The 25,024-nt window shown below is 66.3% G+C and carries 15 protein-coding genes; 11 read left to right on the plus strand and 4 right to left on the minus strand.

What is annotated here, in order from left to right:
• Positions 1-135: 135 nt before the first annotated feature.
• Both JS541_RS02200 and JS541_RS02205 read right to left on the minus strand, forming a co-directional pair.
• The gene (locus JS541_RS02200) at positions 136-1,866 is read right to left on the minus strand and encodes an aryl-sulfate sulfotransferase (protein WP_214372788.1); all 1,731 of its coding nucleotides are present in this window, start codon (positions 1,864-1,866) and stop codon (positions 136-138) included.
• Positions 1,867-2,142: 276 nt separating this feature from the next.
• Positions 2,143-4,407: a glycosyltransferase gene (locus JS541_RS02205; RefSeq protein ID WP_338023524.1), complete on the minus strand. Its 2,265-nt coding sequence runs from the start codon at positions 4,405-4,407 to the stop codon at positions 2,143-2,145.
• A 200-nt stretch (positions 4,408-4,607) separates the two neighbouring features.
• Between JS541_RS02205 and JS541_RS02210 the strand changes: the two genes are divergently transcribed.
• A complete protein-coding gene (locus JS541_RS02210; RefSeq protein ID WP_236036769.1) occupies positions 4,608-8,111 on the plus strand; it encodes a tetratricopeptide repeat protein in 3,504 nt (1,167 codons plus the stop codon).
• 41 nt (positions 8,112-8,152) lie between these two features.
• On the opposite strand, the gene JS541_RS02215 is transcribed toward JS541_RS02210, so the two are convergent.
• Positions 8,153-8,377, minus strand: a complete 225-nt coding sequence (locus JS541_RS02215) for a DUF6199 family natural product biosynthesis protein (protein ID WP_214372792.1) — start codon at positions 8,375-8,377, stop codon at positions 8,153-8,155.
• A 166-nt stretch (positions 8,378-8,543) separates the two neighbouring features.
• Between JS541_RS02215 and ligA the strand changes: the two genes are divergently transcribed.
• From ligA to JS541_RS02230, 3 genes are all read left to right on the plus strand, one after another.
• Complete coding sequence (ligA, locus tag JS541_RS02220; RefSeq protein WP_214372794.1) at positions 8,544-11,243, plus strand: NAD-dependent DNA ligase LigA; 2,700 nt, start codon at positions 8,544-8,546, stop codon at positions 11,241-11,243.
• A gap of 144 nt (positions 11,244-11,387) precedes the next feature.
• Positions 11,388-12,746, plus strand: a complete 1,359-nt coding sequence (locus tag JS541_RS02225; RefSeq protein ID WP_214372795.1) for an RNA-binding domain-containing protein — start codon at positions 11,388-11,390, stop codon at positions 12,744-12,746.
• Between the two features lie 197 nt (positions 12,747-12,943).
• A complete protein-coding gene (locus JS541_RS02230; RefSeq protein ID WP_214372796.1) occupies positions 12,944-14,086 on the plus strand; it encodes a P-loop NTPase in 1,143 nt (380 codons plus the stop codon).
• A gap of 6 nt (positions 14,087-14,092) precedes the next feature.
• Here the strand turns inward: JS541_RS02230 and JS541_RS02235 are convergent, their stop codons facing one another.
• The gene (locus JS541_RS02235; protein ID WP_214372797.1) at positions 14,093-15,481 is read right to left on the minus strand and encodes an FAD-dependent oxidoreductase; all 1,389 of its coding nucleotides are present in this window, start codon (positions 15,479-15,481) and stop codon (positions 14,093-14,095) included.
• 232 nt (positions 15,482-15,713) lie between these two features.
• On the opposite strand from JS541_RS02235, the gene JS541_RS02240 reads away from it, so the two are divergent.
• The 7 genes from JS541_RS02240 to argJ all read left to right on the plus strand — a co-directional run bounded on the left by JS541_RS02240 (position 15,714) and on the right by argJ (position 25,021).
• Complete coding sequence (locus JS541_RS02240) at positions 15,714-17,003, plus strand: PLP-dependent transferase (protein ID WP_214372798.1); 1,290 nt, start codon at positions 15,714-15,716, stop codon at positions 17,001-17,003.
• Positions 17,004-17,095: 92 nt separating this feature from the next.
• Complete coding sequence (locus JS541_RS02245; protein WP_214372799.1) at positions 17,096-17,980, plus strand: RNA methyltransferase; 885 nt, start codon at positions 17,096-17,098, stop codon at positions 17,978-17,980.
• Between the two features lie 113 nt (positions 17,981-18,093).
• Positions 18,094-19,173 (plus strand): phenylalanine--tRNA ligase subunit alpha, encoded by a 1,080-nt coding sequence (gene pheS / locus JS541_RS02250; protein ID WP_214373127.1) that lies wholly within the window; start codon positions 18,094-18,096, stop codon positions 19,171-19,173.
• A gap of 8 nt (positions 19,174-19,181) precedes the next feature.
• Positions 19,182-21,788 carry a phenylalanine--tRNA ligase subunit beta gene (gene pheT, locus JS541_RS02255; protein ID WP_214372800.1) on the plus strand — a complete coding sequence of 869 codons (2,607 nt, stop codon included), beginning with the start codon at positions 19,182-19,184 and terminating at the stop codon, positions 21,786-21,788.
• A 75-nt stretch (positions 21,789-21,863) separates the two neighbouring features.
• Entirely contained in the window at positions 21,864-22,553 is a 690-nt protein-coding gene (locus JS541_RS02260) for a hypothetical protein (protein WP_214372802.1), read from the plus strand.
• 204 nt (positions 22,554-22,757) lie between these two features.
• Positions 22,758-23,852 carry an N-acetyl-gamma-glutamyl-phosphate reductase gene (argC, locus tag JS541_RS02265; protein WP_214372804.1) on the plus strand — a complete coding sequence of 365 codons (1,095 nt, stop codon included), beginning with the start codon at positions 22,758-22,760 and terminating at the stop codon, positions 23,850-23,852.
• Positions 23,849-25,021 carry a bifunctional glutamate N-acetyltransferase/amino-acid acetyltransferase ArgJ gene (gene argJ, locus JS541_RS02270; protein ID WP_214372806.1) on the plus strand — a complete coding sequence of 391 codons (1,173 nt, stop codon included), beginning with the start codon at positions 23,849-23,851 and terminating at the stop codon, positions 25,019-25,021. Before argC ends, argJ begins: the two co-directional genes overlap by 4 nt.
• Positions 25,022-25,024 lie beyond the last annotated feature (3 nt).

A 25,024-nucleotide genomic window follows, 5' to 3' on the forward strand; every position in this document is an offset into this window, starting at 1 on the left:
CGGGGTGCACCAGGCGCGCGCCGGGGCGCGCTCGGGGGCGGGAAGGGGGGGAGGGCGGGGGGGGGGGGGGGGGGGGGGGGGCGGGGGGAGATGGGGAAGGGGGGGGGGGGCGGTGTGGCGGGGCGCTGGCGCGCGTTACGCGAAGTAGAAGCCCTTGAAGCTGTACTGGTACACGCGGTAGATGTACGCCGTGTTGAGCTCCATCCTGTACTGTGCGAGCAGCTCGCCGTCGGCCGTGTACGTGCCGAACAGGCCCTGCATGCCCGTGTCGATCAGGATGTTCCCGTTGCCCAGCTCTTGCGCCGAGCTCACATACGGCGAGTACGGTACGTCGAACGAGGCGACCTCGGCGTACGTGCCCGCGTTCTCATCCACCAGATAGCGGCGGTACTGCGAGCGCGAGTCCTTGTCCTTGGACGATCCGGCGGTACTGATGCCGTCGATCACGGTCCAGTCGTAGTCGGGGCGGGTCATCGCGTAGCCGTAGTTGTTGTCGAACATGTACAGGTAGTACTGGACGTCCGCCAGCGAGTCGTCGGCCACGTACGTGATGGAATGCTGACCGCCGGTGTCGCCGAAGTCGCCGTCCTTGGTGAGGAACAGGTCGGCGTATTCGGTGCCGTCCCACACGCTCTGCTCGCCGATCATGTACGCGAGCGTGGGCGTGCCCTCAAGGTCGTTGACCTTGATGATCGTGGACGTCTCGCGTGCGGAGAACAGCGCGGAGCCGTCGGGCAGCAACTGGATGGTGTTGCAGTGCAGCCAGTCCCAACGGTTCGTGGCGGTCGGGTCGGATTCGTCGATGCCGGAGTGGTCGGTGGTGGACTTGTAGTCGGCGAACATGGTGCCGAAGTCGAGCAGCAGCGTGGTTTTGCCGGTATCGGTGTCGAGTTTGACGACCTGATCCTGCACGGCGTGGTCGTCGCGGCTCAAGTCGGTGGCGAGCAGCACGATGTTGCCGTCCGAATCGAGCGCGTAGTCGTGGTGGAGGATGAAGTCGCCGCCGAGATCGTAGATCTTCTCGAGCTTGCCGAGCCGGTTCATGCCGACCATCGTGTGCGTGGACGCGGAGAACCACATGAGCCCGTCGTCGTCGAACAGCAGGCGGTGCGAACGGTAGTACTTGACCGGCACTTCGCCGCGCAGCACGCCGTACGCGTCGTAGTAGTACATGAAGTCCTGCTCGTCGCTGTCGTTGCCGAGGATCGCGTACAGGCCGTTGCCGAGCTGTTGCGTGATCGCGGATGCGGCGGCGGTGGACGACGAGCCGGCCGACGTGAACGCGGCGGTCGGCTCGAGGCTGCCGTCGGTCTGTTCGAGGCGCACGGCCTCGGTGCCGAGCAGCGACGGGCCCTGATGTGTGATCGTGTATTCGGTGCTCACGCCGCCCGAATCGGTGAGCGTGAACGTGATCGTGTTCTCCACGTCGGGGATGAGGCCGAGCACGAGGAACTCGTGTTCAGTGGTGTAGTCCTCGCCCTGGTTGGCGGTGGCGGTGAAGTCGGGGTAGCCGGCGGCGGAGACGGTGTACGTGACGGCGGTCTCGTAACGCGAGTTGAAGTAGACGTACAGCGACGTGGTGTTCGTGCCGTACGGATTGTCGGCGACGAAGATGTTGTCGACGTCGTGGGTCTCCTTGTCGCGCGCCTTGGCGAGGTTTTCGTCGGCCATCTGCTGGTAGTCGGCGGTGTATACGTTGGCGATCTGCGCGTTGAGCCGTTCGATGCGGTTCTGTTTGATCGTGGCGCTCACGTTGTCCTGCGTGAGCAGACACAGCACGACGGTGACGATGACGGCGACGGTGGCCGCGACGCCGCGGATGACATTGGTTCTGACGGTCGGATTGAGCCGGATGACGTTCTTCATGGGGACGGGTCTTCGTTTCGTAACAGATGATCGGATGATGCGCTATCGTCCATTAGTATGACTCGAGTCTTGGAAAACTTCCGGTGAACCGCAGGGAAACCGCCGGTGGTTTGCTGATGGTTCGCTGGATGCGTCGGTTTTTGGTTGTCTGCCTCTGCGTGTCATTTCGAGCGAGGCGGAGCCGAGTCGAGAAATCTTTCGGAACGGTTGCGGGAAAAGATTTCTCCGCTCGCTGCGCTCGGTCGAAATGACACGTCTTACTCAGGATATGTGACGTCAGTTCAGGCCGAGGAGCGTGAACCAGGAGCGGATGTCATAAAAGAAGCCCGGATTGTTGTGGTCGAGCGAATCGTCGCGCCCCGGCACGAAGCATGAGAGCACCGTCACGGCCAGCATCGCCGCGAGCACGAGCATAACCAGCAGACGGATGCCATGCCGCCAGATCGGCGTGCGGCTGTACGGCGAATCATCCAGATCGTCGTACAGCCACGGTTCGAACACGGCCCGGCCCTCCACCACGCGCAGCAACGCCGGCATCGCCGCGATCGCGATCAGCCAACCGAAATCGCACATGTACCGCCATCCCATGCCGCCCTCGACGATATCGACCACGACCAGCAGCAGTCCGATCACCAGCGCGCACATCAGCGTCGCCCAATACGGTCGGGCGACGCGCCGACGCATCCGCGGCAGCGCGAACGCCAGCAATGCCAGCGGACAGGTGATGAACAGGCCGCCGACCATCGCCTCGGTGAACCCCCATTCGGGCAGCGGCGTCGGCTGGATTGCCAGATACGGGAACACGCCGGTGAACCGCAACGGCAGGAACAGATAGTAGACGATCATGTACGGGATATCGGCTGCCGGCAGACGGAAGCTCGTCATGTCGGTGACCGTCATCTGATACGCGCTGCCGAAATCGAACAGACTGCCGAACCGCGCCTTGTTATAGGCCATAAGCGGGAGCACAACGATAATCGCCGGTGCGACGACCGCAAGCGGCGCGGCCAGCGCGTGGCGCAGCGTGATCGTGCGGCGACGCAGACCATCGGCCAGAGCGCGGATCTGCGGCCAGAACAGCGGGATCGCCAGCAATGCGGCAAGCGAGAACGGCGGCCGGCATCCGAAGTTGAGCGCGATGCACAGTGCGCCGCCGGCCAGATGCGGCAGCGACAGGGGAGCGGAGCCGCCGATCCGCCACAGCGTGCGACCGTCGCGCGGGCTTCGGCCCGTGCCCGTGTGCCGTTGCGGCCGGATCGCGCCCATCCACAGCCACAGACCGAGACAGGTGAACATCATCGACGCGGCGATCGGCACCGAGTAGAAATTCGTGCGGAACCACAGATAGCAGGCGTTCGAACACACCAGGAACAGGGCCATCGCCATCGACGTGCTCGCCACCGAGGCGCGCGGTGCGATCCGGTGCACGAGACGGACGACCATCAGGCATGCGAACACGAGGAACCCATACATGAGCAGCAGGTCGGCCGCGCCGGTCGGCAGCATCCGGCCGTTGACGCCCAGCGGATCGCCGTCCGCCATCCACGCGGTGACCATCTGGTACGGCACGAACAGCAGCAGCGCCGGCACCACGCCGAAATACGAATACCAGTGGCCGTCGTAGTACGCGTAGTCCCAGTAGATCGGCGTCACGCCGTCGGCCATGAGACGGCTGCGTGTGACGATGCTGTGCGGCGCGTCGGCGACTGCCAGCTCGGCCGGCACTTTGAGATCAAGCCAGATCCGGCCGTGCAGCAGCGCGTCGGCCACATGCGCGTACTGGTCGTAGTCGTACGTGTAGCCGTTCTCGTTGTGGAACACCATCGGCCCGAACACCGACACCATCCACACCACCGCGCTCATCGTCGGTATGGCCACCGCCGCCAATACCACGGCGAGCGCGATGCGCTGTCTGCGGTCGGACGGGTCGAGCGGCGTGCGCCACAGGCGCGAGCCTGGCCGCCACAGCAGCAACAGGAGCACTGCGGCGGCGAGCACGACCACGCGCGTCCAGCTCCACTGGAACGGCACGCGCACGTTCGCGCGCACCGCGTCGATCGGCACGAGCGTGCCCTTCGGCTCCTGCACCCATACGCGGATCGTGCCGCTCGCCTCGGTGCGCGGGTACAGGGAGCGCGGCGACCACAATGACATCGCCTGCGTGCGGCCGGCCGTGCCGTTCGCGTCGAACCGCAGGTGGAAGACGGCGGCCGGTTTGGCATCGTCGGTGAGCGTCTTGCTGTTCATGAGCCGCATCGTCTCGTCGGCCAGATCGACGCGCGCGTAGTGCGACGTGCCGTCGGACTTGACCTCGAGCCATGCGCCGGTCGGGTCGGTGACGCGCAGCAGGCCGTTCTCGGTGCGTTCGAGACCGGGGCCGAGCGTGTTCGCGGCGGCCGACGTGTCGGTGCTGGCGGACAGGGTGGCCCAGAACGGCAGGTTGAACGCGAAGCATTCGAGCAGCGCGATCAGCAGCATCGCCACGATGGTGACGAGCAGCGTGCGCGGACGGACGATGGGGCGGCGGAATGTTGAAGGCACTCCATTATTCTATAGGCTTCATGTCGGGCTGGATTGGAAGAATGTGGGTCATGTTCCAACGCACACCACACCACAGTCATGGCCGCGGCGTGCCGGCCGCGATCGGCAGGCTGGTGCGCTCGCTCGGCGACGCCGCATTCGGCGGCAGGACGCCGCTCGCGCCGTTCTCCGCGACGCATACGGCCGACGCGGGCAAGGATATGCCCAAAGTGCTGGCCGGCCATGCCGTCGAACTCGGTCCGCTCGTCAAACGGCACGTGTTCGACGAGCTGGTCTGGCAGGAGGAGGATTCGCTGCGGTTCGGCTGGGTGCAGCTGCCCGGCCGGCAGGGCAGCGTGCTTGCGCTCGGCGCGTTCAGCGACCGGGACCATTTCGCGCAGGTCGCGATAGCGGACGACAAGGGACGCGTGTTCGCCGGCGAGGATCCGGCGATGGACACGTACAACATGCAGGCGCGGTTCCAGTTCGGCAAGGAAGGATCGATCCGACTGCCGGACGGTCCGCGGTTCGGCCATCACGCGGCGGCGCGCGCGGAGTCCGGACACGGCTCGCACGGCTCGCACGGCGAGTCCGGCCCGCGCATGCTCGACTGCGTGCAGGGAGGCATCATCGGCCGCGACGACGCCGGCCGTATGAACTGGCTCGCCTCCTGGCTCAAGACCGGCAACCGGTACACGCTCGAACAGGTGCGCGCCGAACTGCCCGGCTCGATGCGCTACGATCTCGAATACCGCGACGCGATCGCGATCGCATTCTTCGCCACGTACTTCCTGCCGGCCATGAACGGTCTGCTCATCGGATTCGGTTCGGGCAACATCTTCCGCAGGCTCAACCGCGAGGCGCCGATCGGCGCGATCCGCCGCTGCCTGCGCGACACGCTCGACGCCCGCGCGCACGGCATGCGCGCATCCGGACTCGAGGATCACTTCTCCGACCTCATGCACGAGGCCGGCGCGCTCGACCCGGCCACCGGGCTCGACGCGGTGCACGGCGCGGAACCACTGCACCTGTACACGTCCACGTATTCGGGCAGCTACTTCCTGACCTGGAACGGCAACCTGCAGTTCCCCGCGATCCTGCAGACGCTGCGCATCGAAGGCAACCTCAACCGGTTCGCGAACGTGAGCGCATGGCTCGAACGCAACGCCCGGCAGGGGCTCACGCCGATCGAGGATACCGTCACGCGCGCGCAGGCCGCGCAGATCGACCGCATGCTGCTCGACAATCCGGCATTGGGCGTGCTCCAACCCGACCCGGCGTTCATCTTCGACGCGAACGGCAACGGCAACGTCGGCGGGCCGGGTCCTGCCGGAACGGCGGCCAGCGTTCAGGCCAGCGTGGGAGACCTCGACCTGAACGCCGTCGACCCGGCATCCGGCATGGGCGACGACCGCCACGCGGTGCTGCGGCTGGCCGACGAAGCGCGCGCGGTCAGCAAACGCCTCGCCGAACAGCATCCCGACCCGCTCGCCCGTACCGGCGAACCTTCCGAATGGCTGTACCGGCAGACCGTGTCGACGCTGCTGCGCCGCCTGCGACTGCCGTTCCGCTTCGACGTGGAATTCCGCTCGAACCTTGCGGACGGCCAGGCCGCGATCGGATTCACGACCTCCGGCCCGTCGATGATGCCGAGCAGCCGCTACGACGCGCAACGGCACATGTGGGTACCGCTCGACGAACATGACCGCGCGGCGATGAGCGCCGACTACAACCTGCGCGTCGGCCTGATGATGGCGACGCTGCTGTTCGGAGCGGACGAGCGTATCCGCCGCGTCTCGCTGCACATCGACTCGATCGGCCTCGAGGAGGCCGTGGCCGAACAGGACTCCGCCATCTCCGGCATGGTCGGCAAGATGCTGCGCACGTTCGAGCGCGTGCGCCGCGGCGACATCGGACTGGGCGGCACGAAGGCAGACCCCAAGGACGGCGACTTCCATGGAGACCCGTCGCTCAGCCTGCCCCGCCCCGTCGAGGACTCGCACGACGACGCGACCCCCGATCCCGCCTCGCAGGCCGCGACCGGCGCGACCTCGCAGGCCGACGGCGCCACTGACCGCATCGCGTCCGGCGACGGCATGGCCGAACAGACCCCGGCCGATGCGGATCGGACCGACCAGACCGGTCAGACCGGTCAGACAGGCCAGACCGGGCGCGACGACCAGTCAAGCGTCGACAGCCAGTTCGAGGATCTCATGCGCGGCATCGACCTCGACGAAGTGTCCTTCGCCATGCCGTCGACCAACACCGACGACACCGACTCTGCCGCGATCGCGGACGACTACAATCCCGACGATCCGATGGGCGCGTTCAACGACCTCGGCGGCGACACGTCCGGCAGTGCATCCGACGAATCATCCGACCCACTCAACGCGCTGCGCACCAGCCCGACCGTGCGCACGATGGTTACCGTCGAATTCGACCGCGACGACCTGCTGGCCCGGCTCTACGAGGACGGTCTGGAACACCCGGTCGACACGTACCGCGCGTTCGGTGCGAACCTGCGCTTCGACGAGCATGGTGCGCTCGCGCCTACCGAAGCCGGGTTCGACCTGCGCGACAGCCGGTTCGCGCCAGCCGGATCGCAGGAGGAGCCGGAACTGTCCGATGCCGCGTTCAGCCCCGAAGTCGCCCGCGTGTTCGGCACCGCGGACGAAACCGGACTGTCGATCCAGCGAGCCGACCTGCTGCAGCGCGGCGTCGCCGAATTCCACCGTCTGGCCGCCGACGCCGCCATGCCGTCCGTCGAGAAGGCGCAGCGCGCGATGCGCCTCATCGACCGCATCGGCGACCCCGAGCTGAGTTCGCTCGCCCCGCAGGTCACCAGCGCGCTCATCGACGGACGTGACACGCCCGACATCACCTTCCAGCTGGGAGCCGGCATCGACCGTGAACGCAACAAGGCGCACGACCTGCTGTTCTCCGGCCAGATGGACCGGGCGATGGACGTGATGGAGGCCGAGATCGAACGGCTCGACCTCATGTACGCGAACAATCCCGGCGTGCCGCGCTATTTCAACTCATATGCGGAACGCGTCGTCTACAACCGGCTGTTCGCCACGCCGGGCGAGCAGACCGTGCTCATCCCCGACGACCTGTTCTACGCGCACATGGAGGTCGCCGACATCCTCGCCCAGATCAAGGGCGCGAAGGCCGCCCTGCCGCATCTGAACGCGATGGTTTCGTACGCGCCGTCATACCCGTTGTCGCACCTGAAACTTGCCGTGCAGCTCGCACGGCTCGAAGACTGGGATTCGGCGCGCGCCGCCTGCCTGAACGCCCTGCGGGTGGCGCTCGACCGGGACGATGCGGCATTCGCCTACTACCGGTTCGCCTACTGCGAGTGGATGCACGACCAGTTCGCGACCGCGGCCGCCGCATACATCATGAGCGACCACATCAGCCCCGGGCAGATCGGCGCGCTCGAAGGCGAACTGCGCGAACTCATGGCGCGCGCCGACTCGCAATGCGTGCCCGTTCCCGACAGCGTCGAGGCGGCCAAATCCGTGCTCGCCGCACACGACCTGCCGGTCTGGCCGCGCACCGAGGTCGGCGGCATCATCCGCGACGCGGCGCGTGTGAGCGTGGACGAGGGCATGTTCGTGCCGGCCCGCACCCTGTCGGTGGCGTGGGCGCGCATGGCCGACGACGACGCGGACGGCATCGACGTGATCCAGGCCCAGTTCCTGCGCTCGCTCAACGCGTGAACGGCGGTGCGGCTGGCTCGGCGGCCGCACCGCCAAGGCCGTCAGTGAAGGATCATCGGCAGGAACGGCAGGATGACGGCGGCGGCCAACGCCACGACGCCGCCGATCCTGGTCATCGTGATATAGAAGTCGGTCGGCTCTCCGCCGCGCACGCTCAGGACATGTTCGATGCGCCACATCGTATTCGGTGCGAACAGGCAGACGATGCCGATCGCGATCAGCACGATCTCCAGCAGCACGAACAGCAGCATGGTGAAGATATCCATAAGAGCCTCCTTTGGCCGGTGATGTCAGTCTAGCCGATCTTTAAGGGGGCACACCGAGCGATTCCGTCGAACAGGACGCCCGCGAGTCCTGCGCTGACGGGCTCAGCGCAGCCACCGGTAGACTCCACCGGTAGACTGGTGTGCGATCGATCATTATGGAGGGTGCATGACGGACGAACAACTGGCATGGGATTTCGACACGCCCGCGGACGGCAACGGCGATACCGCCGCTGCCCCGGCCGTGGTGGAGGATACCGGTCTGAACCGGTTCGCGCCCGGCAGCGAGCCATGGATCGCCGCGTTGCAGCCGACCGACGACGACGCGATGCGACTCGACCGGCTCGATGTCGCCGCGATGTCGTCCGAGGCCGCCGCACGATTGTGGGCGCGAGTGGCCGCATGGGTCGAATCCGACCAGATCGCCTACTATATCGACGATGCGCCCGTCTCATCCGACGCCGCCTACGATGCTCGCCTGCGCTGCCTGCAACGGCTCGAAGCCGAATTCCCGTCGCTTGACTCGCCGCAGAGCCCCACGCATCGCGTCGGCGGCACGTTCTCCAACGACTTCGCATCCGTGCGTCATCCGTCGCGCATGATGAGCCTCGACGACGTGTTCTCGATCGAGGAGTTACGCGACTGGTACGATTCAGTTATCCGCGACCTCGACTGGCCCGAATCCAAGCCGCTGCCGATGAGCTGCGAGGTCAAAATCGACGGTCTCGCGTTGAACCTCATCTACCGCAACGGCGTGCTCGAACAGGGACTCACGCGCGGCGACGGCGTGACCGGCGAGGACATCACCCTGAACGTGCGCACCATCGGCTCCATCCCCGCGAACCTCGGAGGCCCGGCCGAGGACATCCCCGAATTCGTGGAGATCCGCGGCGAAGTGTTCATGCGCTGGGACGACTTCCGCACGTTGAACGACGAACAGGAGGACGCCGGCCGCGCCCCGTTCGCCAATCCGCGCAACGCGGCCGCCGGCTCCCTGCGTCAGAAGGATCCGCGCATCACCGCGACCCGGCGACTCAGCTTCTACGCGCACGGCATCGGTACGCTGCGCTGGGGCGCGGGGCGCGCGGCCGGCTCGCACGACGTGGTCAACGACCAGTCCGAGGCATATGAGCTGTACACCAAGTGGGGCGTGCCGGTCTCGCCGCACAACCGCACCGTCACGAACTTCCAGCAGATCCTCGACATGATCGACTACTACGGCGAGCATCGCGGCGACATCGAGCACGCGCTCGACGGCATCGTCGTCAAGGTCGACGATCTTGGCCTCCAACGTGCGCTCGGCGCGACCTCGCGCGCACCACGCTGGGCGATCGCGTACAAGTACCCGCCCGAGGAGGTCAACACCGAACTGCTCGACATCACCGTGCAGGTCGGCCGCACCGGCCGCGTCACGCCGGTCGCCGTATTGAAACCCGTGTACGTGGCCGGCTCGACCGTCGCGCGCACCACGCTGCACAACCCGTCCGAGGTCAAACGCAAGGGCGTGCTCATCGGTGACACGGTCGTCGTGCGCAAAGCCGGCGATGTGATCCCCGAACTTGTCGGTCCGGTGCTGGAACGCCGCAAGGGGCGCGAGGACACGCTGCGCGAGTTCGTCATGCCCGAGTATTGTCCGTCGTGCGGAGCGAAACTCGCGCCCGCCAAGGAAGGCGATAAGGACATCCGCTGCCCGAACGTGGAAAGCTGCCCCGCGCAGCTGACCGAACGCATCATCAACCTCGCCTCGCGCAAGGCGTTCGACATCGAGCATCTGGGCGACCAGTCGGCCATCGCATTGACCAATCCGGAGGAGAACCGGCCGGATTCGGTCGCGACCTACGCGCCGAACATCACCGAGATCCTCGTCAAACCGGGCGAGGAACCTGAACCGTACGAACCGGTCGCCGGGCTGCAACTGCCGCCCGTGCAGACGCCGGTGCTCTCCAGCGAGGCCGGGTTGTTCGATCTGACCGCCGCCGACCTCAAGGACGTGCGCGTGTGGCGTGAGGCCGCGATCATCGAAGTGCATGAGACGGTTGACGCCAACGGGCGCAAGAAGAAGGTGCGCAAGCGGATCGGCGGCTCGGGCCTGTGGCATCAGGTGCCCGCGTTCTGGACCGCGCCCACCGCGGCAAGGAAACTCACGGCCAAACAGCTGGCCGAACGTGGCGAAGCGAAGATCGAGGTCGATGCGGGTCGGCAGCACTACCCCGACTATGACGTGCCGGCCGACGCGGTCGTCGTGCGCGTCGACCACAAAACCGTGCGTGGAGTGGCGACCGGCGTGCCGGTCATCATCCGGCCCGGTGAGAACACGCGCAAGATGTTCGACGAAATGGACAAGGCGCGTCACGCCGACCTGTGGCGCGTGCTCGTCGCGCTGTCCATCCGCCGGCTTGGCCCGCCCACCGCGCGTCTCATCGCCTCCGCGTTCGGTTCGCTGGATGCGATCGAGCAGGCGAGCGCGGAAGATTTGTCCGCCATCGACGGCATCGGGCCGGAGATCGCCGAATCCGTGGTGACATGGTTCGCCGAGGCGCGCGAGCCGGGCAATTGGCGCGGCGCCGTGCTCGACGCGTGGAAGCGTGCCGGCGTGGGCGTGGGCTCGGCCGAGGTGAGCGACCTGCCGCAGACGCTGGTCGGCAAGACCGTCGTCGTGACCGGCTCGTTGGAAGGTTATTCGCGCGACTCCGCCAAGGAGGCGATCATCGAGCGCGGCGGCAAGGCGGCCGGCTCGGTGAGCAAGAAGACCGACTACGTGGTTGTCGGCGCGAACGCCGGTTCCAAGGCCGCCAAGGCCGAGGAGCTTGGCATCCCCATGCTGAACGAGGCCCAGTTCGCCACTCTGCTGGAGACGGGCGAGGTCTGATCCACGGTGCGGTGCAGACACACCGACTGCATGGTTTTCCAGTTGCTTGTGCTGTGCTTGCTGCCGGCAAAGATGCGTGCTGTTTTCTGCTACTTTTCTGCTATAGTGGCAGAAAAGTAGCAGAAAACAGCAGGAAGATAGCAGATGGAAGATCGCGAAGGCCAGTATCTCGAGTTCAAAACCGATTGGAATGACAGCGCGAAGAAAACCGCGATCGCGTTTGCGAATTCCGGAGGCGGAACGATCCTCGTCGGTGTGAATGATGACGGCAAGGCCGTGGGAGTGAATGACGTCGATGATTGCATGCTCAGGATCATGCAGTCGATCAGTAACGGAGTACACCCCGATCTGGCCCGTTTCACGTCGATCTATCCGGTCCAACGCGATGGGATGGATGTGGTGACAGTGGGCATCCGGCCGGGCACGAATCGTCCGTACTATCTCAGCGACAAAGGCCCTCGGCCTGCCGGAGTGTACATTCGCCTTGGTGCCGGCTCGATTCAAGCCAGTGAGACGGCCATTCTCTCAATGATCAGGGAATCCGCCGGCCTCTCGTTCGAGCAGATGGAAAGCGTGGAGCAATCATTGACGTTCGATAGGGCATCATCGGTGTTCGCGCAGACGGGTATCGCTTTCACTGAGCAGTCCAAGCGTACGTTGGGATTGATCAATGACGCTGGAACGTACACTAACCTGGCATGGCTGTTGTCCGATCAATGCGCGGCTTCCATCAAGGCTGCGGTGTTCGAGGGCACGGACAAGTCGACGTTCAACAGTCGTGAGGAGTTCACGGGTTCGTTGTTTGGTCAGTTCCAAGGAGTGGCCGAATACATAGGCCGTTTCAACTCGACCCGTTCGACGTTCGACGGGGCGCTGCGGCGTGTGGATCATCGTGACTATTCGCCGTCCGTGTTGCGTGAGGCATTACTGAACCTTGTGGTGCACCGTGATTACTCGCTGGCGGGTCCCGGATTGGTCAGTGTGTTCGATGATCGCGTGGAATTCGTGAACTTCGGTGGTTTGCCCGCGGGCATGACCAAGGATGATATGATGCTGGGCACCTCGTTGCAGCGCAACCCGAGACTCGCATCGATCCTGTACCGTCTGGGATGGGTCGAGGCGTATGGCACGGGGGTGCCGAAAATCATCGATGACTATCGCTCGGAACCCGTTCAGCCGGAATTTCAGATCAGCGATAACGCGTTCAGACTGGTGCTGCCATCCCATAATCCCAGTGCGCGTCCATATCCGGCAGATCGCGGCAGTCTGAGGACAGTCGCGGATGATCAATATCTACGATCGGGCGAAACGATTGATGAACGGCGACGAACCGTCCTATCACTCGTATCAAGGCAGGAAGGTGCCTCCCGCAGCGAAATCCAACAGGTGACCGGTCTTGCACAATCCAGTGCAGGCAAACTGCTGCGGGAGATGATTGACGCTGGGCTGGTTAGGAAGATTGGAACGGGCCGTGCGACTCGATACCATACAGCCAAGAAGTGAGAGAAACCAGATAGAGCATTAGACCGGATATCATGGCGTGGCTGGCGGGTATGTCTGATGAGACCATCCGCGGCATGTTGCATTACGCTTCCCGGCTCCTGCAACGTTTTTGCCCGGCCCCGGTTCCCGGGATGACTGCCTCTGGCATGCCGTGCGATCTCACGCTAGTCTAGGTGAGGCAATAAGGAGGACGACATATGACAGCAGACACCCGGCACATCGAAGCGGCCATCTACGAGCGGCTCAGCAGGGTCATCGACCCCGAACTCGGACGCTCGGTCACCGATCTGGGCATGATCGCGGCGATCAACGCGGTGCCGGCGGACGGCGATGCCGCATCCGACGCGACCGCCGACAGTCAGCCGGCCTACGACGTGACCATCCAGGTCGAACTGACCGTGCCCGGCTGCCCGCTCTCGGAGACGATCACCAACCAGATCAACGGCGCGGTCGCCTCCTATCCGGATGCCCGACTCACCCCGCATATCGAGGTCACCTCGATGAGTCACGACAAGCTCGCCGACCTCGTCGCCGATCTCAAGGCCGAACGCAAGCAGAACCCGTTCAACAAGCCCGGCATCAAGACCCGCATCTTCGCGATCGCCTCCGGCAAGGGCGGCGTCGGCAAGTCGTCCGTCACCGCGAACCTCGCCGCCACGTTCGCCGCGCTCGGCTACGACACGGCCGCCATCGATGCGGACATCTACGGCTTCTCGCTGCCGAAACTGTTCGGCGTGCACACGCAGCCCACGAACCTCAACGGCATGCTCATGCCGGTGACCGCGTGGGGCGTCAAACTCATCTCGATCGGCATGTTCGCGGGCGCCGACCGGGCGATCCTGTGGCGCGGTCCGCGCCTGCAGCGCTCGCTCGAACAGTTCCTCGCCGACGTGTGGTGGGGCGAACCCGACGTGCTGCTGCTCGATCTCGCGCCCGGCACCGGCGATATGGCGATCTCCGTGGCGCAGGCGCTGCCGAACGCCGAACTCGTGGTCGTCACCACCCCGCAGCCGAGCGCGTCCGACGTGGCCGTGCGCTCCGGCCTGGTCGCGCTGCAGGTGCCGATGAAGGTGCGCGGCGTGGTCGAGAACATGAGCTGGTACGAGCACAAGGGCGAGAAACTGCGCATCTTCGGCGAAGGCGGCGGCCTGCGCGTCTCCGAACAGCTGACCGACGCCCTCGGCTACGACGTGCCGCTCATGGCGCAGCTGCCGCTCGAACCCGAACTGCGCGAAACGGGGGAGGCCGGCCGGCCCGCCGTGCTCACCCCTGAGGGCGCGCTGCGGGCCGACGGCATCGGACGCGAGTTCCGCGCGCTCGCCGAACGCCTCATGGCCTGACTTGGTTCAGCTTTCGGCGACCGCCTGGATCGCCACCGCGCCGACGAAGTTGATCGGCTGGCTGAAGTTCGGCTGGAAGAACAGGTCCGCGCCGGCCAGCTGATCGATCGTAAACCCGGCCTGGATCGCCACGGACACGACGTTCGCGGCCTGCGAGATGTCGTGCCTCGACAGGAACTGCGCGCCGAGGATGCGCCGCGTGACCGGACTCCACACGATCGTCGCCGTCACCGGCGTGGTCGTGAGCATGAAGTCCGGGCGGTAGTCCTGCGTGATCGTCGTGGATCTGGCCGCGATGCCGCGCTTCTCGGCACCTCCCAGCGTGAGCCCCGTCGCGCTCATCGCCAGATCGTACAGCTGGACCGCGCTCGTCGCCTGCGTGCCCGGGTAGCGTTTCACGGCCGACACGATGTTCTCTCCGATGAGCAGGCCCTGCCGCACCGCGTTCGTGGCGAGCGGGATGTAGTCGTCCGCGCCGGTCGGATTGTAGCGCACGGTCGCGCTGTCGCCGGCCGCGAACACGTCCTCGAGCACCGTGTTGTCCGGCAGCGAGGCATGCATGTAGTCGTCGATCACGATCGCGCCGTTGCCCAGCATGCGCAGCTGATCGCGGAACAGCTCGGTGTTCGGGCGGAAACCGGCGCCGAGGATCGCCACGTCGGCCGTGTACTCGCCCTGCTCGGTCACGACGGTCACGCCGGAACCGTCCACGCCGTCCGAACCGGCGGCCGGATGAAACGCGACGACCTTCTGTCCGAGCGCGAGCGTCACGCCGTGGCTCTCGAACGCATGCTCGACCTCGTCGCTGATCGCGGCGTCGAAATTGTTCGCCAGCACGCGCGGCAGGGCGTCGACCAGCGTGGTCTTCACGCCGATCTCGCTGAACTGCTCGGCCAGTTCCGCGCCGATATAGCCCGCGCCGATCACCACCGCGGACTTCGCGCTCTTCGCGCGCTCCTTGATCGCCAGCGCATGGTTCCAGTTCTTGCACAGCATCACCGTGCCGGCCTCCATCGCCGCGTCCAGGCCGTCGATCGGCGGAATGACCGGCGCCGAACCGGTGGTGACCACCAGCTTGTCGAACGCGTACTCGGCGACCTCGCCGGTTCCCAGATCCTTCGCATGCAGCGTCTTGCCGGTCACGTCCACGTCAAGCACGTCATGGCGCATGTGCATCGTCGCGCCCGCCTCGGCCAGCGCCTCGGGCGACGAATAGAACATCTTCTTCGGATCGGATACGTGGTCGCCCACCCACAGCGCGATGCCGCACGAGAGGAACGACAGCGAATCGTTGCGCTCGAACACGTGCACGGTCCAATCGGGATGCTGCTGGAGAATCGATGTGGCGGCGAACGTGCCGGCATGCGTGCAGCCGACGATGGCGACGGTGGTCATGGAAATGCTCCTTTGCTTCAAGGCGACGTTGTCAGACACCATTGTGCCATCGATCGGCACGGATCCACGACCGGCGTGGCCATGGCACACTACCGGCCGACGGCGACGCCGAATAGGCGCGCGGCTGCGGTATGTGACGCGATTCAAGACGGATGCGGCGATGACGGACGCGATGACGCATAATATGGCGGTTGCCATCATCAGTCCACACCATCGGGGGAGAGCACCAATCATGACGGATCTGAGCACTGCGGCCATCCATGCGGGATACGACCGGGCGGACAACGCGCGCGCCGCAAGCGTGCCGATCTATGCGTCGGCCGCGTTCGATCTGGAACACGCCGACCGAGGCCGCGCGCTGGCCGCCGGCGACATCGACGGATTCGAATACTCCCGCGTGGCCAACCCGACCGTGGACGTGCTTGAACGCCGCCTCGCCGCGCTCGAGGGCGGCATCGGCGCCGTGGCCGTCTCCTCGGGCATGGCGGCCGTCTCGTACGCGCTGATGTGCGCGGGCGAGGGCGGCGGCCGCATCATCGCATCCAAGAACCTGTACGGCGCGTCGGTCGACGCGCTCGACGACTTCCTGCCGCAGTTCGGCATCCACGCCGACTTCGTACGCGACATCAACGACATGGCCGAGGTCGAATCGCTCATCGGGAACGACACACGCGCAATCTACACCGAAACGGTCGCCAATCCGGGCACCGAGATCGCCGACATCGAAGCCCTCGCTAAAGTCGCGCACCGCCACGGCGTCGCGCTGATCGTCGACAACACCGTACCGACCCCGTATCTGCTGCGCCCGATCGAATTCGGCGCCGACATCGTCGTGCATTCGACCACCAAGGGCATCACCGGCCACGGCAACGCGATCGGCGGCGCCATCATCGACGCCGGCCGCTTCGACTGGGCGAACGGCCGGTTCCCGCAGTTCACCCGTCTCCAGCAGGTCATCGCCGACGGCGACGGCACGCCGCGCAGCTTCGCCGACAAGTTCGGCTCCGAAGCGTTCATCCGCCGCATTCGCATCAAATACCTGCGCACGTTCGGCGCGGTGCAGAGCCCGTTCAACGCGTACCTCACGCTCGTGGGCCTCGAGACCATGCCCGAACGCGTCAGCCGACAGGTCGCCACCGCCACCGAGATCGCCCGCCACCTGACCCGCACGCCGCACGTCGTCAAGGTCAACTACTCCGGCCTCGGCGACACGCCGCAGTACGCGCTCGCGGCCAAATACCTGCCACACGGCGTCGGCCAGATCCTCTCGTTCCTCGTGGACGGCGACGCGAGCAACGTGCGCCGCATCCTCGACGGCACTGCATTGTTCTCGTACGTGCCCAACATCGGCGACGCGCGCTCGCTCATCGTCGATCCGGCGAACATCACGCACCGCGAGGTGCCGGACGACTACCGCCGCGCCGCGGGCGTGACCGACAACCTGATCCGCCTGTCGATCGGTCTGGAGGATCCGCGCGACCTGATCGCCGACCTCGACCAGGCGATCGCCGGCGCGTACTGATCGGCGGGCAAGCCGGAAGGCACGCCGGTCTCGCCCGGCAGGCGGCGTCCGGTCTTGGCCGCACATAGCGGGGATGGGGTAGGGTAACGGGTATGCCGATTTCCGCAGAAGTACTGGCCAACGTCAAGGCCGAACGAATCCGCCGTACCGCCGATCTGACGAACCGCCGCAGCCGCGAACGCGCAGGCCGGTTCCTCATCGAGGGACCGCAGTCCGTGCGCGAGGCCGTGACGTGGCATCCGGACGTGGTGCGCGACCTTTATGTCGAAGTGACCGGCGACCAGCCGGATTCGCCGTTCGCCAACCCGGTGATCGCGAAGATCGCAGGCAAGGCATTGCAATCCGGCATCTACGTGCATAAGGCCACGCGAGCGGTCATGGCGAAGATCAGCTCCGACGCGCAGGGCATCGCCGCCGTGGGCGACCTGCATGCCATGCGGGAAGCGCTGCGATACGACGACACCAGGCACGACGGCGACGGCGAACCGTTCGCCGCCGCATTCTGGCAGGTGCGCGACCCCGGCAACGCGGGCACGGTGATCCGAGCAGCCGATGCGGCCGGATGCGACGCGGTCGTGCTCGTCGACGAATGCGTGGATCCGTTCAATCCGAAGGTCATCCGTTCCACCGCCGGATCGCTGTTCCACCTGCCCGTCGTGACGATGGGAACGGACGAATTCCTCGCGTGGTCGCGCGGGCAGGGCATGACGGTGATCGCAGCCGACGTATATGGCACGGAACGGCGCAGCCCCGAATCCCTGCCGGACGTGCTCGCCGAACGCCGCGACACGCTGGCCGCCGGCGCGAACCCGGCCGGCGAGGCGATCCTGTTCGGCAACGAGGCGCGCGGTCTGCCGCAGGCCGTGCTCGACCAGTGCGACCGCATCGTCTCCATCCCGCTGTACGGCAAGGCCGAATCGCTCAACCTCGGCACCTCGGCCGCGGTGATGCTCATGAGCCTGGCCATGACCCGGTGACGCGGCGTCGACACAGCGGATGTGAACCCTCACGGGCCCCTATGTCGAGTCGTATAGGAACAATGTGAAGTTGGTTTAATGCTTGAAAAATGCATGTTTTCGAACATGCGATGATGCAAGTCAAGGAAAGGGTGCTCGTGGCAGAAGTGCAATTCGATGCCCAGGCGGTGACCGACGCGGTCAACGACGGCATAGCGAAAATCGAGAACGCCTCCAGCTCGGAGGAACTGAAAGCCATCAAAAGCGAGGTCATCAGCGCGCTGACCCAGTCCAGCAAGGCCATCGGCTCGCTGCCGGTCGACCAGAAGAAGGACGCCGGCAAGCTCATGAGCAAGCTGCGCGCCGACTTCGGCCGCGCGTTCGGCGCCAAGGAATCGCAGGTCAAGGCCGACGAGGAAGCCAAGGCCCTGGCCGCCGAGACCGTGGACATGACGCTGCCGGTCGAGCGCAAGCCGCTCGGCGCGCGCCACCCGATCTCCCGCGTGATCGAGGACATCGAGGACTTCTTCACCTCGATGGGCTGGCAGATCTCCGCCGGCCCCGAAGTGGAGACCGAATGGTACAACTTCGACGCCCTGAACTTCGGCCCCGACCATCCGGCCCGCCAGATGCAGGACACGTTCTACGTCAAGGGCAACCAGGCCAAGGACGCCGCCGGCTTCGTCGGCAGCAACATGGTCGTGCGCACGCAGACCTCGTCCGACCAGGTGCGCGCCCTCATCACCCGCGGCGTGCCGCTGTACATCGCGTCCCCGGGCCGCGTGTTCCGCACCGACGAGCTCGACGCCACCCACACGCCGGTCTTCCACCAGTGTGAGGCGCTCGCCGTCGACAAGCACCTGACGATGGCTGATCTCAAGGGCGTGCTCGACAAGCTTGCCGTCGCCATGTTCGGCCCCGAGGCCAAGACCCGCCTGCGCCCGAGCTACTTCCCGTTCACCGAGCCGAGCGCCGAGCTCGACCTGTGGTTCCCCGACAAGAAGGGCGGCCCGGGCTGGCTCGAATGGGGCGGCTGCGGCATGGTCAACCCGAACGTGCTCAAGTCCGCCGGCATCGACCCGGACGTGTACACCGGCTTCGCGTTCGGCGTCGGCGTGGAACGCACGCTGCTGCTGCGCCACGACATCAACGACATGCACGACCTCGTCGAAGGCGACGTGCGATTCAGCGAACAGTTTGTGATGGGGGAGTGAGATAGCCCATGCCCATGATTGATATCGATTGGCTCAAGGACCACGTCGAGGTTCCCGCGGACCTGACCTACGAGCAGCTCGCCAAGGATCTCGTCAAGGTCGGCCTTGAAGAGGAGGAGATCCACTCCTCGCAGGTCACCGGCCCGATCGTCGTCGGCTACGTGGTCGATGCGACCCCGGAACCGCAGAAGAACGGCAAGGTCATCAACTGGTGCCACGTCGACGTCGGACCCGAGTACAACGAGACCGACGAGAACGGCAACAAGGTGCCGCGCGGCATCATCTGCGGCGCGCCGAACATGGCCGCCGGCGAGAAGGTCGTCGTGACCCTGCCGGGAGCCGTGCTGCCCGGCGACTTCAAGATCGAGCCGCGCAAGACCTACGGCCACATCTCCAACGGCATGTGCGCATCCGAACGTGAGCTGGGTCTGGGCGACAACCACGACGGCATCATCCTGCTGCGCAACTACGGCTTCACCCCGGCCGAATACGAGTCCCTGAAGCCCGGCGACGACGCGATGCACCTGCTGCACCTCGACCAGCCGCTGCTCGAGATCAACATCACGCCGGACCGCGGCTACGCGTTCTCCTACCGTGGCGTCGCCCGCGAATACCATCACTCGACCGGCGCGACCTACGTCGATCCGGCGATCGAACTGAACGAGAAGGCACCGGCCGTCACCGGCGACCCGAATGTCACCCCCGACATCGAAGTGCAGATCGAGGACGACAACCCGATCCACGGCGTGCCCGGATGCGACCGCTACTACGCGCGCGCCGTGCGCGGCTTCGACCCGTCCGCCCACACGCCCAACTGGATGCGTCGCCGCCTCGTGCGCGCCGGCATGCGTTCGATCTCGCTTGCCGTGGACGTCACCAACTACGTGATGCTCGACCTCGGCCAGCCGATGCACGCCTACGACCTCGACAAGATCGAAGGCCCGATCGTCGTACGCCGCGCCCGCGAAGGCGAGCAGCTCACCACGCTCGACGGCAAGAACCATGAGCTGAGCACGGAAGACCTGCTCATCACCGATTCGCCGAACGGCGAACGCGGCTCGCGCATCCTCGGCCTGGCCGGCGTGATGGGCGGCCTGTACGGCGAAGTCACCGCGGACACCAAGAACATCCTGCTCGAAGCCGCGCACTTCGACCAGGTCACGATCGCCCGTTCCGCGCGCCGCCACAAGATCCCGTCCGAGGCGTCCCGCCGATTCGAGCGCGGCGTCGACTCGCAGCTGCAGCCGGCCGCCGCCCAGATGGCCGCCGAACTGCTGTCGCGCTACGGCGACGGCGAGCCGAGCGAACATCCGGCCGACGTCAACAACGTCGTGTTCCGCCGACCGATCCACTTCAAGGCGAGCGAGGTCGCCCGCGTGGCCGGCCTGAACCTCGACGTGAACCGCATCAGCGACATCCTCACCGACATCGGCTGCCGTGTGGCCGGCGGCGGCAACGGCGAGTTCTCCGTGACCGCGCCGAGCTGGCGTCCGGATCTCAACGAGCCGTGCGATCTGGTCGAGGAAGTGGCCCGCCTCGTCGGCTACGACGAGATCCCGGTCACCGTGCCGCCGGCACCGGTCGAAGGCACGGTCGGACTCACCTCCGAGCAGCGCCATCGCCGTGAGGTCGCCAACGAACTCGCCGAATACGGCATGGTCGAAGCGCTGAGCTACCCGTTCATCGGCGACGAGGAATACAAGGAGTTCTCGTACGATCCCGAGACCATCAAGCCCGTGAGCGTCGAGGTCGCCAACCCCCTGGCCGGCAACCGCCCGTACCTGCGCCGCGACATCCTGCCGACCCTCGCCGGCACCGTGCAGCTCAACCTGCGCCGCGGCCTCGAGAACATCGCCCTGTACGAGATCGGCCACGTCTACCTGTGGGATCCGAACGCGCCCGCCATTCCGGCCCTGCCCGGCGGCATCAAGCCGACCGACGAGCAGCTCGCCGCACTTGATGCCGGACTGCCCAAGCAGCCGATGCACGTCGCCGGCATCCTGACCGGCCTGGCCGAGAACGCCGGCTGGCTCGGCGGCAAGCGCGCCGTCGACTGGAGCGACGCCGTCGAGGCGGTGCGCCGCATCGCCGACCGTCTGGGCGCCGACCTGACCTTCGACCAGCCGGCCGCCGCCGACGTGCCCGCCCAGTGGCATCCCGGCCGCGCCGCACGCGTGATGGCCGGTGACACGTTCGTCGGCATGGTCGGCGAACTGCACCCGCACGTCAACGAGGCGCTCGGCTTCCCGGCACACTCCGCCGCGTTCGAGCTCGATCTCGACGCGCTGTTCGCCACGCTCGACGGCAAGCCCGTGCAGGCCAAGCCGATCTCCACGTTCCCGCCCGTCAAGCAGGATCTGGCCTTCACCGTGCCGACCGCGGTGAGCGCCGCCCAGCTGGAGGCCGTGATCCGCGAGGCCGCAGGCGACGCGCTCGAATCGATCGAACTGTTCGACGTGTTCACCGGCGACCAGATCGGCGAGGGCCTGAAGTCGCTCGCGTTCGCCGTCGTGTTCCGCGCCCCCGACAGGACGCTGACCGCCGACGACAGCGAGGCGATCCGCAAGGCGATCGTCGACAAGGCCGGCGAACTCGGCGCGCAGCTGCGTGCGTGATCTTCGATGAGGGATGGGGCTGCCCGCAAGACGGGAAGCCCCATTTTTCAACCAACAGTAAGGACCTCCCAGACCATGACCGATTCCCAGACCAACAACGGCGACCAGCCGGACGAGCAGCCGCAGTACGGGCAGTACCAGCAGCCGGAATACGGTGCGATGGCAAACCAGTATCCGGCCGGATACGACCCCTACGTCTACGGCAAGCCGCAGGAGCAGCCGGCGGCCCAGCAGCAGTCCGCAAACGGGCAGCAGCAGGCCACACCTGCGCCCAACCAGTATCAGGGCGAACCCACCGGCAAATACATGCCGTTCGGCGGCCCCGCACAGATCGGCACCCCGTACGAGCCGGCACAGCAGAACGGCGGGCAGGGACAGCCGTACGGCAACGCATACCGGCAGCAGCCGGTGCCGCCGCACACGCCGCGCTACATCAACGGCATCGACGTCGAGGATCCGAACCAGAACCCGCTGTACGGGCGCTGGGACATGCTGTCGATCTTCTCGCTGGTGTGTGCGCTGCTGTTCCCGCTGCCCGTGCTGCCGGCCATCATGGGCGCAGCCTCGATGCGGCGTACCCGGCTCTTCCACATGAAGGGGTTCTGGCTGGGCTTCGCGGCCGTGTTCATCAACGTGTTCTACACGATCATGGTGATCTGGCTCGCGGTCAACGGCATGAGCATGTTCGACTACTACCAGCAGATGCTCGACATGCTCGAAAGCCAGACCGGCGACGGCGGCACCGGCGGCACGGTCAGCGCGTGACGCGGCGGAACGGAACCTGTGCCTGAAGCGCCTCTCCCGATCAGGGGAGGCGCTTCGTCGTATTCGGGGGCGTGCCGTCGTGCTCACCCGCCCCTGCGGCGTGGTTTCGCATGCCGATACCACAACACTGCATAGTTATGCAATGTACTGCATAAAGTGTATAGTGACTGCTTGTTCGTGATCGTCAAGGAAAAGAGCAACGATATGGCGAAATATACCGTGGCCGTGGCGGGGGCGACCGGATACGCCGGCGGCGAGGCGCTGCGCATTCTCGCCGCACACCCCGACTTCGAGGTGACGTGCGTCGCCGGCCATTCGTCGGTGGGCGACAAGCTCGGCAAACACATGCCGCACATCCCGCAGCTGGCCGACCTGACCGTGGAGGACACCACCGCCGACGTGCTGAACGGGCACGACGTGATCATCCTCGCCCTGCCGCACGGCGCGTCGGGCGCCCTGGCCGCGCAGCTCGACCCCGAGGCCGTGGTCGTCGACCTCGGCGCGGACCACCGTCTCGAGGAGCGTGCCGCATGGGACGCCTATTACGGCGGCGACTTCTACGAGCACTGGACGTACGGTATGCCCGAACTGCTGCTCGGCAAGGACGCCTCCGGCGAGTATCGCCGCCAGCGCGAGCGGTTGGCCGGGGCCAAGCGCATCGCCGGGCCTGGCTGCAACGTGACCGCCACGACACTGGCCATGCAGCCGGGCGTCGCCGAAGGACTCGTGGAGACCAAGGGATTGGTCGCCGATCTGGCGGTCGGATACTCGGGAGCCGGCAAGAACCTCAAGCGCACGAACCTGCTGGCCGCTGAGGCGTTCGGCTCGGCCGTGCCCTACGGCGTGGGCGGCACGCACCGCCACATCCCTGAGATCCTACAGAACCTCGCGCACGCGGCCGGCCTCGGCGCCTCGGCCGCCAATGGTTTCGCACTCGGTTTCACGCCGATCCTCGTGCCGATGTCGCGTGGCATCCTCGCCGTCGTTTCCGCGCCGATGACCGACAAGGCCGTTTCGATGTCCGACAACGAGATCCGTGATATCTGGCTGAACGCCTATGCCGGGCAGGAATTCATCAACGTACTGCCGCAGGGCGTTTTGCCGGCCACCGCCAACGTCATCGGGTCGAACGCCGCGCACGTCCAGGTCGTCACCGACCGCAACGCCGGCCGCCTGATCGCGTTCGCCGCCATCGACAACCTCAACCGCGGCACCGCCGGCCAGGCGGCGCAGTCGCTGAACATCGCACTCGGCCTGCCGGAGGACGCGGGCCTGACCAAGATTGGAGTAGCACCATGAGCGTCACATTCGCACAAGGATTTTCCGCGGCAGGCGTGGTGGCGGGCATCTCCGCCCACGCCGGCAAGAAGGACCTCGCACTCGTCGTCAACAACGGCCCGCTGGACGCGGCCGCAGGCGTGTTCACCTCGAACCGCTTCTGCGCCGCCCCGGTGCAGTGGTCGCGCAAGGCGGTCGCCGACGGCCGGCTCAAGGCCGTGATCCTCAACTCCGGCGGCGCGAACGCATGCACCGGCGAGGCGGGATACCGCCAGTCCGAAGCCACCGCCGAAACCGTGGCGGCACTCGTGAACGCCAAGGCCGCCGACGTCGCCGTATGCTCCACCGGCCTGATCGGCGAACTGCTGCCGCTCGACCATGTGCTCGCCGGCGCCAAGGCCGCCTACGGCGCGCTGGCCGCCACCGCCGAGGCCGGCGCCGACGCATCCCACGCCATCATGACCACCGACACCAAGCCGAAGACCGTGGAGCTCGAAAGCAAGGCCGGCTGGCGCATCGGCGGCATGGTCAAGGGCTCGGGCATGATCGCCCCACAGCTGGCCACCATGCTGTGCGTCATCACCACCGACGCCGTCGTGTCCGCGGGCCAGCTGCAGGCCGCGCTGAACGCCGGCGTGAACACGTCGTTCAACCGCATCGACGTGGACGGCTGCATGTCCACCAACGACACGGTGCTGCTGCTCGCCTCCGGCGCCTCCGGCGTCGAACCCGACCCGGACGAATTCAACGACCTCGTCGCCTCCGCCTGCGCGTCGCTGGCCCGCCAGATCGTCGGCGACGGCGAAGGCGCGAGCCACGACATCCGCATCAGCGTCACCGGCGCCACCACCGAAGCCGCCGCACTGGCCTGCGGCCGCGCGGTCGCCGCATCGAACCTGCTCAAATGCGCGATCAGCGGCAACGACCCGAACTGGGGGCGCATCGTCTCCTCGCTGGGCACCGTGCCCGCCGACGTGGCGCCCTACGACGTGGCCAAGGTGACCGTCGACGTCAACGGCGTGCGCATCTGCGAGAACGGCGGCGCCGGCCGCGACCGCAGCGAGGTCGACATGACCCCGCGCGAGGTCCACATCGACATCGACCTCAACGCCGGGGACGCCGAAGCCACCGTTTGGACCGACGACCTGACCCACGAATACGTCCACATCAACGCCGACTACGAAAGCTGACAG

This window comes from Bifidobacterium sp. SO1 (assembly GCF_018555335.1).
GTDB lineage: Bacteria > Actinomycetota > Actinomycetes > Actinomycetales > Bifidobacteriaceae > Bifidobacterium > Bifidobacterium simiiventris.